Here is a 15,599-nt window from a genome sequence, read left to right as displayed (position 1 = left end):
GATTCATAGCCAGTACACCAGCACAAACAGCAGCAGCCACACGACATCCACAAAATGCCAGTACCAGGCCGCCGCCTCGAAAGCGAAGTGGTGCTGGCGGTCAAAATGTCCGCGCAACACGCGCAACCACACCACCAGCAAAATAATGCTCCCCAGCAGCACATGCAGTCCGTGCAAACCGGTCAGCATGTAGAAAGTCATGCCATAAGCACCGGCAGACAGCGTCAATTGCTGGGCAGTCCAGGCGTGGTGGTACTCGATGGCCTGCAACACCAAAAACAGGCCGCCCAGGCTGAAGGTAAACAGCAAACCACGTTGTAACTGCCGCCGCCGCCCCTGCAGCAAGCCCCAGTGCGCCCAAGTCAGCGTTGCGCCGGAGGACAACAAAATCAGCGTATTGAGCGCCGGCAGGCCCCAGGCCTCCATTGCCTGGTAGCTTGCTGTCGCCTGTGGCGCTGTCAGCAAGGGCCAGCTGGGGGAAAAATCAGGGTATAGCCATTTGTAATCCAGGCTGCCCAGCGTAGGCAGCGCCACCAGGCGCAGCCAGAACAGCACGCCAAAAAATGCGCCAAACAGCATGACTTCGGAAAAGATGAACCAGCCCATACCCCAGCGAAACGACATGCTCTCCTGACCGTGATAATGGCCCTGCTGGTTTTCGCCAATCACATCGCCAAACCAGCCAAACAGCATGCGCAGCAAGGCCAGGCTCCCGGCCAGCAGCAGCCAGCCGCTCCACCCCACGCCGTTGACGGCCAGTGCTGCCCCCAGGCCCAGGCAAAACAGCGCGGCGGCACCCAACGCCGGCCAGCGCGAAGGGGCTGGCACATAATATTGCCCGGCAGCATGTTGTTCCCGCATGTCCATTGCGCACTCTCCTCAAGCGCCGATCCAGTTGGCCAGCGCCAGCAGCAAGCCAATCAGCATCAGCACGAGTAATAAGGCGGTGATAACCAGCTGCCATGGCCGCACCTGACTGTCTTCCTGTACCGACTGCCGCTTGCGAATGCCGACAAAAGCCGACAACACAGCCAGTACACCACGCCAACCGCTCATGGCCCGCTCCCCTGCCCTGGAACATCAAACACGCTATAGGCCAGGGTGATGTGATCAATCTCGGCGGGCAGCTGCCGGTCGATCACCAATACCACCGGAAAACGCCGCGTCTCTCCTGGCTGAAACAGCTGCTGGCGAAAACAGAAGCATTCCAGCTTCTTCACATAGGCAGCCGCCTCGGCGGGCAGATAACGCGGAATCGCCTGCCCCACGACTTTTTGCTGACTGTTATTGCGCATTTCGTACTGCAGCTGGATGAACTGGCCGGTTTCCACCCTTAGCCGGGATTGCTGTGGCCGCACCTGCCAGGGCAGGCCTGGCTGCACCATGGCATCCAGTTGCAGCTCCACAGGCCGCGCCGCTGGCTGTACTTCAGCCTCGCCCGACAAGGTATCGGCGGCCACCACCCGGTTCAGGCCAGTCACCTCGCACAACACCCGATACAGCGGCACCAGCAGCCAGGCAAAGCCAAACATCAGCACTGCCGCCAGCAGCAAGCGGCGCAGCAATACCGCATTGGCCATCCGGCGGCTGTCCATTTGCTGCTCCCGCTAGCCCTGCCCGCCATCACGCATGCCCAGCACCACACCGTTTTCAGCCGTGTCCAGCTGCGGTGGCTGACTGAAGCTGTGATAAGGCGCAGGCGTGGGCAAGCGCCACTCCAGGGTATTGGCCCCTTCCCATGGCTGCTGCGGCGCGGTTTTGCCATGGCGCAGCGAGTACAGGATGTTCACCAGAAAAATCAGCTGCCCCAGGCCAAACATGAAGGCGCCAATGCTGGCAATGCGGTTGAAATCGGTAAATTGCAGGGCGTAATCCGGGATGCGGCGCGGCATGCCGGCCAGGCCCAGAAAGTGCATGGGGAAGAAGGTGACGTTGAACCACAGCAAGGACCACCAGAAATGCAACTGGCCCAGCCTTTCCACATACATGCGCCCGGTCATTTTGGGAAACCAGTAATACACGGCGGAAAACAGGCTGAACAAGGCACCGGCCACCAGCACGTAATGGAAATGCGCCACCACGTAATAACTGCCATGCAGTTGCACATCCACCGCCGCCACACTCAGCGTCACCCCGGACAGGCCGCCGATGGTAAACAACAGGATGAAACCGATGGCAAACAGCATCGGGGTTTCAAAACTCATGCTGCCCTGCCACATGGTGGCAATCCAGTTGAACACCTTCACCCCGGTGGGTACGGCAATCAGCATGGTGGCGTACATGAAAAACAACTGGGCCGTGGCGGGCATGCCGGTCACAAACATGTGGTGCGCCCACACCATGAAAGACAGCACGCCGATGGAGCTGGTGGCATACACCATGGAGCTGTAGCCAAACAGCGGTTTGCGCGCAAACGTAGGAATCACCTGGCTGACAATGCCAAAGGCTGGCAAGGCCATGATGTAGACCTCGGGATGACCGAAAAACCAGAACACATGCTGATACAGGATGGGGTCGCCCCCGCCGGCAGCATTGAAAAAGTGGGTACCAAAATGACGGTCGGTCAGCACCATGGTGACGGCCCCGGCCAGCACCGGCATCACCGCGATGATGAGATAGGCGGTAATCAGGCTGGCCCAGGCAAACATCGGCATATTCATCATGCGCATGCCCGGCGCACGCAGATTGATGATGGTGACCACGATATTGATGGCCCCCATGATGGAGCTGACCCCCAGAATATGAATGGCAAAAATGGTGAGATCCATGCCCATGCCCAGCTGTACCGACAGCGGCGCATACAGCGTCCAGCCTGCTGCTGCCGCACCGCCGGGGACGATGAAGGACAGCAACAACAGGGACATCGCCGGTGGCAGCAGCCAGAAGCTCCAGTTGTTCATGCGGGCAAAGGCCATGTCCGGCGCGCCGATCATCAGCGGCAGCATCCAGTTGGCCAGGCCGGTGAAGGCCGGCATGATGGCGCCGAATACCATGATCAAACCGTGCAGGGTGGTGAGCTGGTTGAACAGCTCAGGCTGGAAAAACTGCAAACCGGGACTGAACAGTTCAGCACGGATGCACAAGGCCAGTACGCCGCCCACCAGAAACATGCAAAAGGCAAACCACAAATACAGCGAACCGATGTCCTTGTGATTGGTGGCGAACAACCAGCGCCCCAGCCCATGCGGCTTATGCGCCGTGGGCAGCTTGTCTGCTGCACCGCTTGCCATGTCCATGCCCATCTCCTCAGCCGCTGCCGCCACGCACGGCGCGGATTTCAGCCGGCTGCACCAGCTGGCCGGTGTGGTTGCCCCAGGCATTGCGCTCATAGGTGATAACGGCGGCAATGTCGGTATCGGACAATTGCTTGCCCCAGGCCTGCATGGCCGGATTGCGCTGACTGCCATGAAACACGATGCGGATATGCGCCGCCTTATCACCATTGACTACCGGTGAACCATCCAGCGCCGGGAAGTTACCCGGGATGCCCTTGCCGCTGGCTTGATGACAAGGCAGGCAGTTCTGGCTGTATACCTTCTCGCCGCGTTCGCGCAGGGCCGCCAGCGACCATATCTTGGCCGGATCATCAGCACTTTCCGCCGCCTGCTTCAGTCGCGCAGCGCGCCAGCGCGCATAGTCCTCCGGGCTGCGCGCATCCACCACGATGGGCATGAAGCCGTGATCCTTGCCGCACAGCTCCGAGCATTGGCCACGGTAGATGCCGGGCTTATCCACCATGAACCAGGCATCGCGCAGGAAGCCGGGAATGGCATCCTGCTTGATGCCCAGTTGCGGCACCCACCAGGAGTGGATGACATCGTTGGCCGTCAGCAGCAAGCGCACCTTGCGCCCGGTGGGCAGCACCAGCGGCTCATCGACTTCCAGCAGGTAATGCTCCGGACGGACGGCGGTGGCGGCCATGGCAGTACGCGGGGTAGCCAGGTGGCTGACAAAACCGAAATTGTCGTCCAGATAGTCGTAACGCCACTTCCACTGATAGCCGGTGATGCGGATGGTCATGTCCTCGCCATGCGTGCTTTTCTGGTTCAGCACAGCGCGGGTGGCCGGCCAGGCGATGGCCAGCAGGATGAGCAGGGGAACCACGGTCCAGATGATTTCCACCGTGGTGTTTTCATGAAAGGGCTTGGCAGCATGGCCAACCGACTTGCGGTGCCGCACGATGGCATACAGCATCACGGCCAACACCAGCAGGAAGATGGCCCCGGTCACCAGCAACAACATGGTGTGCAGGTCGTACTCCATCCTGGCCAGGGAGGTGGCGGGGGCTTGCAGATTGAAAGCCGCACTCTGCCCGTGCACCACCGTGCTGTTCAGGATCAACCACGCGGCACTACTGCCGCCTATGCGCAGGCAGGACATGCGTCCCCCTCTTCCGGCCACGAGATACTCGATGGCCTGTTCAAGCACTGACAACAAATATCAACAGCTGCTTGAAATCCTAGGTCAGACGTAAATAAAAACAAGAATCTTTCATGACGCAGTGCGACAGCGCTGCAAATTCCGAAAGCATATTCTTGTAATTGCGCTACGATGGCAAATAATGATGATTGATTCATCACCATCCCGACGAAAACCTGCCCAGCTCACACTGCCAACACCCATCATGCCGAATGCAAGCCATGAGCAGTACAGTGCAAACCCCCATTTTCTAGCCTCCCTCTCCGGGTTGATGGCCAGACAGTCCATTGTGGTAGAACACAGCCTGGCGGCTACGGATGGCAGCATCCTGCTTAACAGCGGGCAGACATTGCAGCACAAGCATGTACAGGAATTGCCGCAGCAATTATTGCGCTCTCCGCTGGAAGCCAGCCTGGCACTGCCGGATTTTGCCGCACATGCCCTGCTGCGAGAAAAATGCCTGCACCTGCTTTCCAGCCAACGACTGCTGCAGGTGCTATTGGAAAAAACAGCACATCGGCATGCCTGCCTTGCCGTGCTGGAGAGTCTGCCGCTCAATCATTCGCTCACCATTCTGCTGGCCATGCTGGAAGAACAAGAACAGCTGGAACACGGTTTGCTGTGCTGCCTGATCAGCCTGGGCCTGGCCTTGCGCACCGGACAATCCAGCATCCTGCTGGAACAAATTGCACTGGCAGCGCTGTTTCATGATATCGGTGAGCTCTATCTGAGCCCCAAAACCATCAGCCCGGCGGCGGGCAACGATGCCACCCTGTGGCGTCACCGCATGGCACATCCGCTGATCGGCTATCGCCAGATGCGGCAACTGGGGCAGTTCACCCACAAGGAAACGGTGGCACTGGCTATTTTGCAGCACCATGAACGGCTGGATGGCAGCGGCTATCCGCGCCGGGAAAAGGAAAAAGAGCTGGGGATTGCCGGTCAGATCATCGCAGTGGCTGACCTGGCCACCCAGTTGCTCCTGCACAAAAGCCACCCCTATCAAAGGCTGGATATTGCCTTGCGCATCATCCCGGGTGAATTCCACCGACCATCCGTTTCTCTGCTCAACCGCATTATCCGCCAGCTAAACCAGAGCAATGCTTCTGCCAATGGCATAGCACAGGCCATGGAAGGCCTGCACGCCTTGCTAAAACGCATCGGTACGATCACCCACCAGTTGCTGAATTTGCAGGAAGAGAAGCTGAGCAGTAGCGGCCAGATCACACTCAGCCGATGCATGAGCCAGTTTGACGGCATCCAGCGCTCGCTGTTCAGTACGGGCATGCAGTCAGGCAATCAACTGGGACAGGAGGAAGATCTGCATCTGGAAATCATGCTGGCCAGCCAGGAAATCAACTGGCGGCTGCGCAATCTGGGCCGGGACCTGAGCCTGACCCAAGACCGGCTGGGGCCGGATGACTGCATGCTGTTTCAGGAGCTCAGCAGCACCTTGCTCGATACGCCGGTAACCGCCAACTGACCAGGCCACGGTCGCCAGGGGCTAGCGCTAGGCTGCAGCCTCTTCGTAAGGCAGTTCCAGCAACAAGGGTGCGGCAATGGCCGCCTTGAGAGTGGCCAGGTTATCGGCATAGGCCAGCTGCTGTGGCACCACGCGATTGGCCACCCAGCCGGCCAGCGTCAAACCTGACGCCTGAATGGCCCGAGCGCTCAGCAAGGCATGGTTGATACAGCCCAGCCTCATGCCCACCACCAGAATCACCGGCAGTTGCAGCGCCCGTGCCATGTCTTCCATGTACACGCCATCACCCAGCGGAGCCAGCCAGCCACCGGCGGCTTCCACCAGCACGGTATCGGCCTGAGCTGCCAACTGTTGGTAGTGACTGACAATACGCTCCAGCGAAATCGCCACCCCAGCCTCGCGTGCAGCAATGTGTGGCGATACCGGTGGCAAAAAGCGGTAGGGGTTCATCAAGTCCAGATCCTGCTGGCCGGTGGCCGCCACCAGCCGGGCGACATCGTCATTCAGCCAGCTGCCATCCGGGAGAATCTCGCAGCCGGAGGCCACCGGCTTCATCGCCAGCACCCGTTGCCCCTGTGCCTGCCAATGGCGGATCAGGGCGACGGCGGAATGGGTTTTGCCGATTTCGGTATCGGTGCCGGTAATGAAAAATCCCTGGGACATGATGTGTGCGCCTTGCATGAATGAAGCAGGCGCGATGATAACGCGGGCAGGACAGGAAGGTAAGGCGGGATCAGCCCGCCAGCGCGACAACGCCGACCTCCTGGGTCGGCTGTCTGCCGCGCTGGCCTTGTGAGCCGGGGCTAAATGGAAAGCGGCCTTGTGAGCCTGTGGTTTCAATCATAAGGGTGAACTGAAACCTGTTGCCGGATGGCTGCCACCGGGTGGGTCCGTCCTGACGGGAACGGGATGGGAAAATCCGTCAGGACAAGCCCGGGCGGTGGCGGACAGCCCGGCTGAAAACAAAATCAAATGATCAAACGTCGCCTTGCGCCTTGACGCGCTGCTGGCGGTTGCTCAGCTTGTTCAGGGCGGACAGGTAAGCCTTGGCACTGGCCACAATCACGTCGGTATCCGCACCCTGACCGTTCACCACGCGGCCATCCTTGGCCAGACGTACGGTGACTTCGCCCTGCGATTCGGTGCCCTTGGTGATGGCGTTCACCGAGTACAGTTCCAGTTCGGCCGCGCTGTTAACCGTGCTTTCGATCGCCTTGAAGGCGGCATCTACCGGGCCGGAGCCACTGGATTCGCAGCGTTTTTCCACGCCGTGCTCGACAAACACGATGGCAGCTTGCGGTGCTTCACCGGTTTCGGTGCTGATCTTCAGCGATACAAACTTGTAGTCCTCCTGCAAGGTGGACACCATTTCGTCGGAAACCAGTGCGTGCAGGTCTTCGTCGAAAATCTCGCGCTTGCGGTCGGCCAGGTCCTTGAAGCGGGCGAAAGCCGCATTCAGTGCCTCTTCGCTGTCCAGCACGATGCCAAGGTCAGTCAGCTTGGTCTTGAAGGCATTGCGACCGGACAACTTACCCAGCGTCAGGCGGTTGGCACTCCAGCCCACACTTTCAGCCGACATGATTTCGTAGGTTTCGCGATGCTTGAGAACGCCATCCTGATGGATGCCGGACTCGTGGGCAAAGGCGTTGGCACCAACAATGGCCTTATTGGGCTGCACCGGGTAGCCGGTGACGGTGGACACCAGTTTGGACGCCGGTACGATCTGGGTGGCATCGACACGGGTTTCCACGGCAAACACGTCCTTGCGGGTACGCACGGCCATGACGATTTCTTCCAGCGCAGCATTACCGGCCCGTTCGCCCAGTCCGTTGATGGTGCATTCCACCTGACGGGCACCGCCGAGCACTGCCGCCAGGCTGTTGGCCACGGCCATGCCCAAGTCGTTATGGCAATGGGCAGACCAGATCACCTTGTCGCCACCCGGCGTCTTGCTGATCAGCTCGCGGAAGAAGGCTTCGGTGGCACGCGGTACGGCATAGCCCACGGTGTCCGGTACGTTCAGCGTGGTGGCACCGGCCTTGATCACTTCGCCAAAGATGCGAGCGAGGAAGTCGATGTCGGAGCGCAAGGCGTCTTCGGCGGAAAATTCGACATCGTCGGTGTATTCACGGGCAATCTGCACCGCCTTCACTGCAGCTGCCACCACTTCATCCGGGCTCATGCGCAGCTTCTTTTCCATATGGATAGGGCTGGTGGCGATGAAAGTGTGGATACGACCACGGGCAGCAGGCTTGATGGCTTCACCGGCGGCACGCACATCGCGCTCATTGGCACGGGCCAGGCTACAGACGGTGGAATCCTTGATCACTTCGGCAATGGCGTGGATAGCATCGGCGTCCCCCGGGCTGGCAGCGGCAAAGCCGGCCTCGATCACATCGACACCCAGACGTTCCAGCTGGCGGGCGATGCGGATCTTTTCTTCCTTGGTCATGGAGGCGCCCGGCGACTGCTCGCCATCACGCAAGGTGGTATCAAAAATATAAAGACGGTCGCCCATGTCGAATGCTCTCCCTTGTCCCTGTGCTGCTGTCCCGGCGGCGTTCAGGTAATCGTTGAAATCGAATCTCTTGCCCTGGCTGGCGGCTAATTGCGCCAGTTTGTTCAACTGTGACAGCGGCAGGCTGCCACGTTCTCTCCATTTGTAGATTGCTGCACGGCTGACCGGCTCATCGGGAAACAGCTGACTCAGGCCTTCAGCCACCGCACCGGGGCCACCCAGGTCTTCGATCAGTCGTTCAATGTCCAATTGCATGTTGTGCTCCTGCAGCAAAGTTTTAACCAATGTAGCGATTGGACAATTTTTCGTCAAACACGCAGTGCAACATGGGCAGAAAAATCAAAAACCCTGTGTCAAATATGCAAATATCGGACATTAAGTCTAATATTTCATAGAAAATGGCTAGCACAGACACCAGGAACAGTCAGTAGCTGGGCTGGATAATCAGAACAATTCAGACAGAAATTGGACATTACTGTCCAATACATACATCGCACCAGACAATAAAAAACCCCGTTGCGCCAAGCGCCAACGGGGTGATCTGTTCAGTCAACAGCAGGGTCACAGCACCTCTGGCTTCGGTTTGCACCAGCGCCAGGCTGCCATCACATAGCCGGACAAGGCATAGCAGACAAAGAAGCCAAACAGCACCAGCGGCGGCTCGGACATCAGCAACAGCAAGCCCACCACCAGCGCCAGCAGCATCACAAACGGTACGCGACGGCGCAGGTGGATTTCCTTGAAGCTCCAGAACTTCACATTGGTCACCATGGTGATACCGGAAAAAGCAGTAAAGCCCAGCAACACCCATTTAAGGCCGGGCAGGCCGGTGTAATCGTAGGCATGGCAAATCCACACCAGCCCAGCCACCAGCGCGGCAGCCGCCGGGCTGGGCAGGCCGGTAAACCAGCGTTTGTCGGTGCTGCCTATCATGGTATTGAAGCGCGCCAGCCGTAGCGCCGCGCCGGCACAATGAATGAAGGCCACCATCCAGCCCAGCTTGCCCATGTCTTTCAGCAGCCACTCATAGGCCACCAGCGCCGGTGCCACGCCAAAGCTCACCATGTCCGACAAGCTGTCAAATTCGGCGCCAAAAGCACTCTGGCTGTGCGTCAGCCGGGCAACGCGGCCATCCATGCCGTCCAGGATCATGGCGACAAAAATGGCCACAGCAGCAATCTGGAAGTGCTGGTTCATCGCCTGCACGATGGCGTAGAAACCGGCAAACAGCGCGGCCAGGGTAAAGGAGTTGGGCAGCAGATAGATACCCTGGCGACGCAGGGTGGGTTTACCCGGAACGGGATCATTGATCATAGAGTTATCCGTAAGCGAAGCGGTCGATACGGCGCTGAACAACACGGCGGCACACAACCGGCAGTCAATACGTCGACGATCTGGATAATCGGGCGCCGTGGCGCAGAACCCGCTAGTTTAATCCAAGCCAGCACAGGCGGCAAAATCACCGCTAGCCCACCTCATTTCGGGTAAGCAGGCATGAAAAAAGCCGGGTTGCCCCGGCTTTGCACACTGACCGACTTCGAAATCAGTTCTTGGACTGGTCGACCAGCTTGTTCTTGGAGATCCAAGGCATCATGGCGCGCAGTTCGGCACCAACCTTCTCGATCGGGTGATCGGCGGTCAGGCGACGGCGGGCAGTCATGCTCGGATAGTTGGTCTTGCCTTCCAGGATGAACATCTTGGCGTATTCGCCGGACTGAATGCGGTACAGCGCCTTTTTCATGGCTTCCTTGGTGGCGGAGGTCACCACTTCCGGGCCGGTCACGTACTCGCCATACTCCGCATTGTTGGAGATGGAGTAGTTCATGTTGGCGATGCCGCCTTCGTACATCAGGTCGACGATCAGCTTCAGTTCGTGCAGGCACTCGAAGTAAGCCATTTCCGGCGCGTAACCGGCTTCGGTCAGGGTTTCGAAACCGGCTTTCACCAGTTCAACCGCGCCGCCACACAGCACAGCCTGTTCGCCGAACAGGTCGGTTTCGGTTTCTTCGCGGAAGTTGGTTTCGATCACGCCACCCTTGGTGCCGCCGTTGGCAGCAGCATAGGACAGGGCCACGTCACGGGCCTTGCCGGACTTGTCCTGATAAACGGCGATCAGGGTCGGCACGCCGCCACCCTTTACATACTCGGAGCGCACGGTGTGGCCCGGGCCTTTCGGGGCCACCATGATCACGTCCAGGTCTTCACGCGGAACGATCTGGTTGTAATGCACGTTGAAGCCGTGGGCGAATGCCAGGGCAGCACCCTTCTTGATGTTCGGGGCGATTTCGTTGTGGTATACCTCCGGCTGCGATTCGTCCGGCAGCAGGATCATCACGACATCGGCCTTCTTCACTGCTTCGGCTACTTCCTTCACCTTGTGGCCAGCAGCTTCGGCCTTGCTCCAGGACGCGCCGTTCTTACGCAGACCAACAATCACATCAACGCCAGACTCTTTCAGGTTCTGCGCGTGGGCATGGCCTTGCGAGCCGTAACCGATAATGGCTACTTTCTTGCCCTTGATGATGGAAAGATCAGCGTCCTTGTCGTAATACACTTTCATTTGCTTTGTCCCTTGTTATCCGGGCGGCCACCTGCTGTGGCCCGCCGCCAGATGTATAGATATATCAGATTTTCAGAACCCGTTCACCACGGCCTATGCCGGATGCGCCAGTACGGACCGTTTCCAGGATCACTGCGCGGTCAATGGCCTCGATAAAGGCCCCCAGCTTGTCGCTCGTACCAGTCAGCTCGATGGTGTATGTCTTTTCCGTAACATCGATGATGCGACCACGGAAAATGTCCGCCATGCGCTTCATTTCTTCCCGGTCTTTACCGGTAGCGCGCACCTTGATCAGCATCATCTCGCGTTCGATGTGCTCGGATTCATTGAGGTCAATCACCTTGACCACCTCGATCAGCTTGTTGAGCTGCTTGGTGATCTGCTCGATGACTTCGTCAGAACCATGCGTGACGATCGTCATCCGTGACAGCGTCGGATCCTCGGTAGTCGACACTGTCAGTGAGTCAATGTTGTAAGCCCGGGCCGAAAACAGGCCCACCACGCGGGACAGTGCGCCCGCCTCGTTTTCCAGCAAGATCGAAAGAATATGTCTCATACCGTCCGCCTCAGCACATATTGCCGTAGTCACGGTTGTTCTCGAAAGGAAGCTGCTGGACATCGCGCATGTGCGGCGGCAAGTCCATCTGGTCCAGGCCCTTGCCGTTCTGGATCATCGGGAACACGTTCTCGGATTGATCAGTACGGAAGTCAAGGAATACCAGGCGCTCCTTCAACGCGGGGCCAAATGCCTCGCGCAACACCGGTTCTACATCGGATGGATTTTCGATCTTGAAGCCAACGTGGCCATAGGCCTCGGCCACTTTCACGAAGTCCGGCAACGCGTCCATATAGGACTCGGAGTACCGGGTTCCGTAGAAGAATTCCTGCCACTGGCGCACCATGCCCAGGTAGCGGTTGTTCAGCGCCACCACCTTGACCGGGGTATGGTATTGCTTGCAGGTGGACAGCTCCTGGATGTTCATCTGGATGGAGCCTTCGCCGGTGATACAGGCGACGGTTGCATCCGGATTGGCCAGTTGCGCGCCCATGGCTGCCGGCAAACCGAAGCCCATGGTACCCAAGCCGCCGGAATTCAGCCACTGCTTTGGATTATCAAACTTGTAATACTGCGCCGCCCACATCTGATGCTGTCCCACATCGGAAGCGACAATGGCCTTGCCACCGGTAATCTCGTACAGCTTTTCCACCACGTATTGCGGCTTGATCAGCTCGGTGGACGGGGTATACAGCAAGCTGTTGTGACCACGCCATTCTTCGATCTGCTTCCACCAGTTTGCCAGATACTGTGCATCCGGTTTCTGGCCGGACTGGCGCAGGATATCCAGCATTTCACGCAGCACGTGCTTGACGTCACCGACGATGGGCACATCCACCTTCACGCGCTTGGAAATGGAAGACGGATCCACGTCGATGTGGATGATCTTCTTCGGCTGCGACAGGAAGTGTGAGGGCACACTGATCACGCGGTCGTCAAAACGTGCGCCCACGGCAATCAGCACATCACAGTACTGCATCGCCATATTGGCTTCGTAGGTACCGTGCATGCCCAGCATGCCGAGGAACTGCGGGTCGGAACCCGGATAGGCACCCAGGCCCATCAGGGTGTTGGTACACGGCAGACCCAGCGACTTCACCAGCTCGGTGACTTCCGCTGCGGCATTGCCTTGCACGGCACCACCACCTACATAGATATACGGACGTTTGGCTTCCAGCAGAAGGTTGATGGCCTTCTTGATCTGTCCCGGATGGCCACGGGTGGCAGGCACATAGGAACGGATGTGCACGCTTTCCGGGTAGTGGAATTCGGCACTTTGCTGGGTAACATCCTTGGGAATATCCACCACCACGGGGCCGGGACGGCCGCTCTTGGCGATGTAAAAGGCTTTCTTGATGGTTTCCGCCAGGTCGTTGATGTCCTTGACCAGGAAGTTGTGCTTCACGCACGGGCGGGTGATCCCCACCATGTCCACTTCCTGGAAGGCATCCAGACCGATGGCCGGCGTGGCCACCTGGCCAGAGATCACCACCATCGGAATCGAATCCATATAGGCGGTGGCAATGCCGGTAACGGCATTGGTGGCCCCGGGACCCGAAGTCACCAGCGCTACGCCCACCTTGTCACTGGAACGCGAATAAGCATCGGCTGCATGCACTGCGGCCTGCTCATGGCGTACCAGAACGTGCTTGAACTTGTCCTGCCGGAAGATGGCATCATAAATTTCCAGAACTGCGCCGCCGGGGTAGCCGAACAGAAATTCGACCCCTTCTTCCTGCAGGCAACGGACCAGGATTTCCGCGCCCGATATCTGCATCTTTTGCCTCTTTGTCTTGTCTTGCAGTCAATCTTGGCAATTGACTTGTGTTTCATCCCGTTGTGATGGAAGACCTTAGCGTATCCCTCAAATGGCGGTCAAGGCTTTTGTGCAGGTGCAAAAACACGCTAAGCCACGGTAAAAACAGGGAAATCCGCAGGGTAGTCTTGGCGTCGAGGCTCTGCTACTATCTCCCGTTGGCATCAACCCGAAATACCCTCTCATGGCAAGCCGCAAGGAAATGGCCGACTTTTTGCTGTCGGTGGAACGTCGCGCCTTCAAGCAAGCCCTGTATGCCGTGCGTAATGAAGAAAACGCACTGGATATCGTGCAGGACTCCATGATGAAACTGGCAGACCGTTACGCCCACGCACCGGCTGCCGAATTACCGCTGATTTTCCAGCGCATTCTGCAAAACACGATTCGCGATCACTTCCGCCGCGCCAAGGTGAGAAATTTCTTTGGCACTCTGTTGTCCTCTCTGCTCCCCACCCGTGAGGAGGACGAAACGGCAGATCCGCTGGAAACCCTCAACATCGCGGCAGATGAAGCCAGCAGCAATCCCGAAAAATGGTATGCGCGCAAGGAAGTTGCCCAACTGATTGATGGCGCCGTGCAACTGCTGCCCAACCGTCAACGCGAAGCCTTCCTGCTGCGTTACTGGGAAGGACTGGACGTTGCCGAGACGGCAAGGGTGATGGGCTGCTCGGAAGGCAGCGTCAAAACACATTGCTCGCGTGCCACCCATACCCTGGCCGCCATCCTGCAGCAAAAAGGAGTGGTGCTATGAAACCCTCGAACAAAGCGCTTGATACGGAAGACAAGCTGAGCCGCACCGTGACCACCATACTCGACAAGGCAGGTCAGGACCCCGACCCGCGCATACTGCATCGCCTGCAACAGGCCCGTGAGCGAGCACTGGGCCGTTTTGACGAGCGCATTACTCAGCCGGTAGGCCATGGCGAAAGGCTGGCGCTGTGGGTGCTGCGTCACACCCAGGCGCTGCGTCGCAGCATGCTGGCATTAAGTTTTGCCATGGTGGCAGGCACTGGCGTATGGCTGGCAGAAGGCTTGCTGGTGGAAGAGGAAGCTGTCGATGCGGCCATCCTGTCGCATGAGCTACCGCTGGAGGTGCTGATGGATCCGCACTTCTCCGGGAGCATGCATGACTAGTCTGCGCCGCCTTCTACCCGTACTGCTGCTGGGCAGCCTGCTGGCCCTGCCGGCCGCTGCCAGCCCGCTCACCAACCCGCGCTGGGACCAACTGGATGCCGAACAGCAGACCGTGATGGCACCGCTGGCCGGTGAATGGGACCGCTACGCACCAGAAAAGAAGAAAAACCTGCTGGCCATTGTGCCTGAGTACCGCAGCCTGGATGCCACCGGCAGATTGCGCCTGCAAAGCAAGCTGAAGATCTGGTCTGATCTGACGCTGGAACAACGCCAGCAAATCCGCAACAATTGGAAAACGCTGCAAAGCCTGCCCCCGGCCGACCGGGAAAAAGCCATCCAGCGCCTGAAACAAGGCCAGCTCAAGCCACAGGCTTCCGGCTGACCGTCAACTAGCCCGCCATTTCATGTCTTCATCCTTTACCGACGCCAGTATTGGCCGCCGCCTGTGCAGCCAGTTTTACGAACTGCTGCTGATTGCTGCCCTGTTGCTTACCGTTTCTGCCGTGATGACCGGCCTGCAAGCCTGGCTGGGCCGCTCACTGCTGCTGGATCTGCTGACCCAACTGGCACTGGTCGGCAGCCTGTTTGGTTATTTTGGCAGCAGCTGGGTCAAATCCGGCCAGACCGTGGCCATGAAAGCATGGCGGCTGAAACTGGTCAGACAAGACGGTATGGAGCTGATTGACTGGCGGCAGGCCGGCTTTCGATATGTGGTGGGGCTGCTGCTGTTCGTTGGCATGCCAGCCATCTCCTACCTGGCCTGGTCGCGCAATCTGGGGCATGGCCGTGAGGCGCTGCTCATTTCCCTGGCTTGGTGCGCCCTACCCTATCTGGCCGCCTTTTACGATAAGGACCGGCTGTTTCTGCATGACAGGCTGGCCCGCACCCGCCAAATCGCCCTGCCCAAGGCCCCACATCCGGGCAAGGGCAAAAACCGCCACTAAAGCCCGCCAGTGCGCCGCTGTCGCAAGCTTGCCCACAGGCAGCCAGCAACAGGCCGGATGGTATCTTTCCCTGAAAAATCAGCCCGCAGGCCCGCCATTACTGGCTTGCGGGCCTGCTTGCGCACTGCTTGTCCTCAAATTTATATCTTCATAAAAAGATACTTCACCG

At 58.6% G+C, this 15,599-nt stretch carries 16 protein-coding genes; 5 read left to right on the top strand and 11 right to left on the bottom strand.

Annotated elements, in window-relative coordinates:
* Window positions 1-3 precede the first annotated feature (3 nt).
* Genes ACODR9_RS10095 through coxB form a run of 5 tightly spaced genes read right to left on the bottom strand, consistent with a single transcriptional unit; the run spans window position 4 to window position 4,380 of the window.
* A complete protein-coding gene (locus ACODR9_RS10095) occupies window positions 4-867 on the bottom strand; it encodes a cytochrome c oxidase subunit 3 (protein ID WP_488809128.1) in 864 nt (287 codons plus the stop codon).
* A gap of 12 nt (window positions 868-879) precedes the next feature.
* Window positions 880-1,056, bottom strand: a complete 177-nt coding sequence (locus ACODR9_RS10090) for a DUF2970 domain-containing protein (RefSeq protein ID WP_488809127.1) — start codon at window positions 1,054-1,056, stop codon at window positions 880-882.
* Window positions 1,053-1,595 (bottom strand): cytochrome c oxidase assembly protein, encoded by a 543-nt coding sequence (locus ACODR9_RS10085; RefSeq protein WP_488809126.1) that lies wholly within the window; start codon window positions 1,593-1,595, stop codon window positions 1,053-1,055. Before ACODR9_RS10085 ends, ACODR9_RS10090 begins: the two co-directional genes overlap by 4 nt.
* A gap of 12 nt (window positions 1,596-1,607) precedes the next feature.
* Window positions 1,608-3,236, bottom strand: a complete 1,629-nt coding sequence (ctaD, locus tag ACODR9_RS10080) for a cytochrome c oxidase subunit I (RefSeq protein ID WP_488809125.1) — start codon at window positions 3,234-3,236, stop codon at window positions 1,608-1,610.
* A 10-nt stretch (window positions 3,237-3,246) separates the two neighbouring features.
* Entirely contained in the window at window positions 3,247-4,380 is a 1,134-nt protein-coding gene (gene coxB, locus ACODR9_RS10075; RefSeq protein WP_488809124.1) for a cytochrome c oxidase subunit II, read from the bottom strand.
* Between the two features lie 310 nt (window positions 4,381-4,690).
* Between coxB and ACODR9_RS10070 the strand changes: the two genes are divergently transcribed.
* Window positions 4,691-5,902: an HD-GYP domain-containing protein gene (locus tag ACODR9_RS10070; protein ID WP_488809123.1), complete on the top strand. Its 1,212-nt coding sequence runs from the start codon at window positions 4,691-4,693 to the stop codon at window positions 5,900-5,902.
* A gap of 27 nt (window positions 5,903-5,929) precedes the next feature.
* Here the strand turns inward: ACODR9_RS10070 and bioD are convergent, their stop codons facing one another.
* The 6 genes from bioD to ilvB all read right to left on the bottom strand — a co-directional run bounded on the left by bioD (window position 5,930) and on the right by ilvB (window position 13,313).
* Entirely contained in the window at window positions 5,930-6,565 is a 636-nt protein-coding gene (gene bioD / locus ACODR9_RS10065; protein ID WP_488809122.1) for a dethiobiotin synthase, read from the bottom strand.
* 313 nt (window positions 6,566-6,878) lie between these two features.
* Window positions 6,879-8,675: a 2-isopropylmalate synthase gene (locus ACODR9_RS10060; RefSeq protein WP_488809121.1), complete on the bottom strand. Its 1,797-nt coding sequence runs from the start codon at window positions 8,673-8,675 to the stop codon at window positions 6,879-6,881.
* Window positions 8,676-8,981: 306 nt separating this feature from the next.
* Complete coding sequence (gene pssA, locus ACODR9_RS10055) at window positions 8,982-9,734, bottom strand: CDP-diacylglycerol--serine O-phosphatidyltransferase (RefSeq protein WP_488809120.1); 753 nt, start codon at window positions 9,732-9,734, stop codon at window positions 8,982-8,984.
* Between the two features lie 229 nt (window positions 9,735-9,963).
* Window positions 9,964-10,980: a ketol-acid reductoisomerase gene (gene ilvC / locus ACODR9_RS10050; RefSeq protein WP_488809119.1), complete on the bottom strand. Its 1,017-nt coding sequence runs from the start codon at window positions 10,978-10,980 to the stop codon at window positions 9,964-9,966.
* 64 nt (window positions 10,981-11,044) lie between these two features.
* Entirely contained in the window at window positions 11,045-11,536 is a 492-nt protein-coding gene (ilvN, locus tag ACODR9_RS10045; protein ID WP_059284698.1) for an acetolactate synthase small subunit, read from the bottom strand.
* A gap of 10 nt (window positions 11,537-11,546) precedes the next feature.
* The gene (gene ilvB, locus ACODR9_RS10040; RefSeq protein WP_488809118.1) at window positions 11,547-13,313 is read right to left on the bottom strand and encodes a biosynthetic-type acetolactate synthase large subunit; all 1,767 of its coding nucleotides are present in this window, start codon (window positions 13,311-13,313) and stop codon (window positions 11,547-11,549) included.
* A gap of 223 nt (window positions 13,314-13,536) precedes the next feature.
* Here ilvB and ACODR9_RS10035 point away from each other — a divergent pair, with 223 nt between their 5' ends.
* Genes ACODR9_RS10035 through ACODR9_RS10020 form a run of 4 tightly spaced genes read left to right on the top strand, consistent with a single transcriptional unit; the run spans window position 13,537 to window position 15,430 of the window.
* Window positions 13,537-14,103 (top strand): RNA polymerase sigma factor, encoded by a 567-nt coding sequence (locus ACODR9_RS10035; RefSeq protein ID WP_488809117.1) that lies wholly within the window; start codon window positions 13,537-13,539, stop codon window positions 14,101-14,103.
* Entirely contained in the window at window positions 14,100-14,486 is a 387-nt protein-coding gene (locus ACODR9_RS10030; RefSeq protein WP_488809116.1) for a DUF3619 family protein, read from the top strand. The genes ACODR9_RS10035 and ACODR9_RS10030 overlap by 4 nt, the downstream gene beginning before the upstream one ends.
* Window positions 14,479-14,868 carry a DUF3106 domain-containing protein gene (locus ACODR9_RS10025; RefSeq protein WP_488809115.1) on the top strand — a complete coding sequence of 130 codons (390 nt, stop codon included), beginning with the start codon at window positions 14,479-14,481 and terminating at the stop codon, window positions 14,866-14,868. The genes ACODR9_RS10030 and ACODR9_RS10025 overlap by 8 nt, the downstream gene beginning before the upstream one ends.
* Before the next feature lie 22 nt (window positions 14,869-14,890).
* On the top strand, window positions 14,891-15,430 hold the full coding sequence (locus ACODR9_RS10020) for an RDD family protein (protein ID WP_488809114.1): 540 nt from the start codon (window positions 14,891-14,893) through the stop codon (window positions 15,428-15,430).
* Window positions 15,431-15,599: the final 169 nt, after the last annotated feature.

Source organism: Aquitalea sp. FG25, assembly GCF_057809375.1.
Note: the sequence above shows the minus strand (reverse complement) of the source record. Positions and strands in the feature narration are given on the sequence as shown.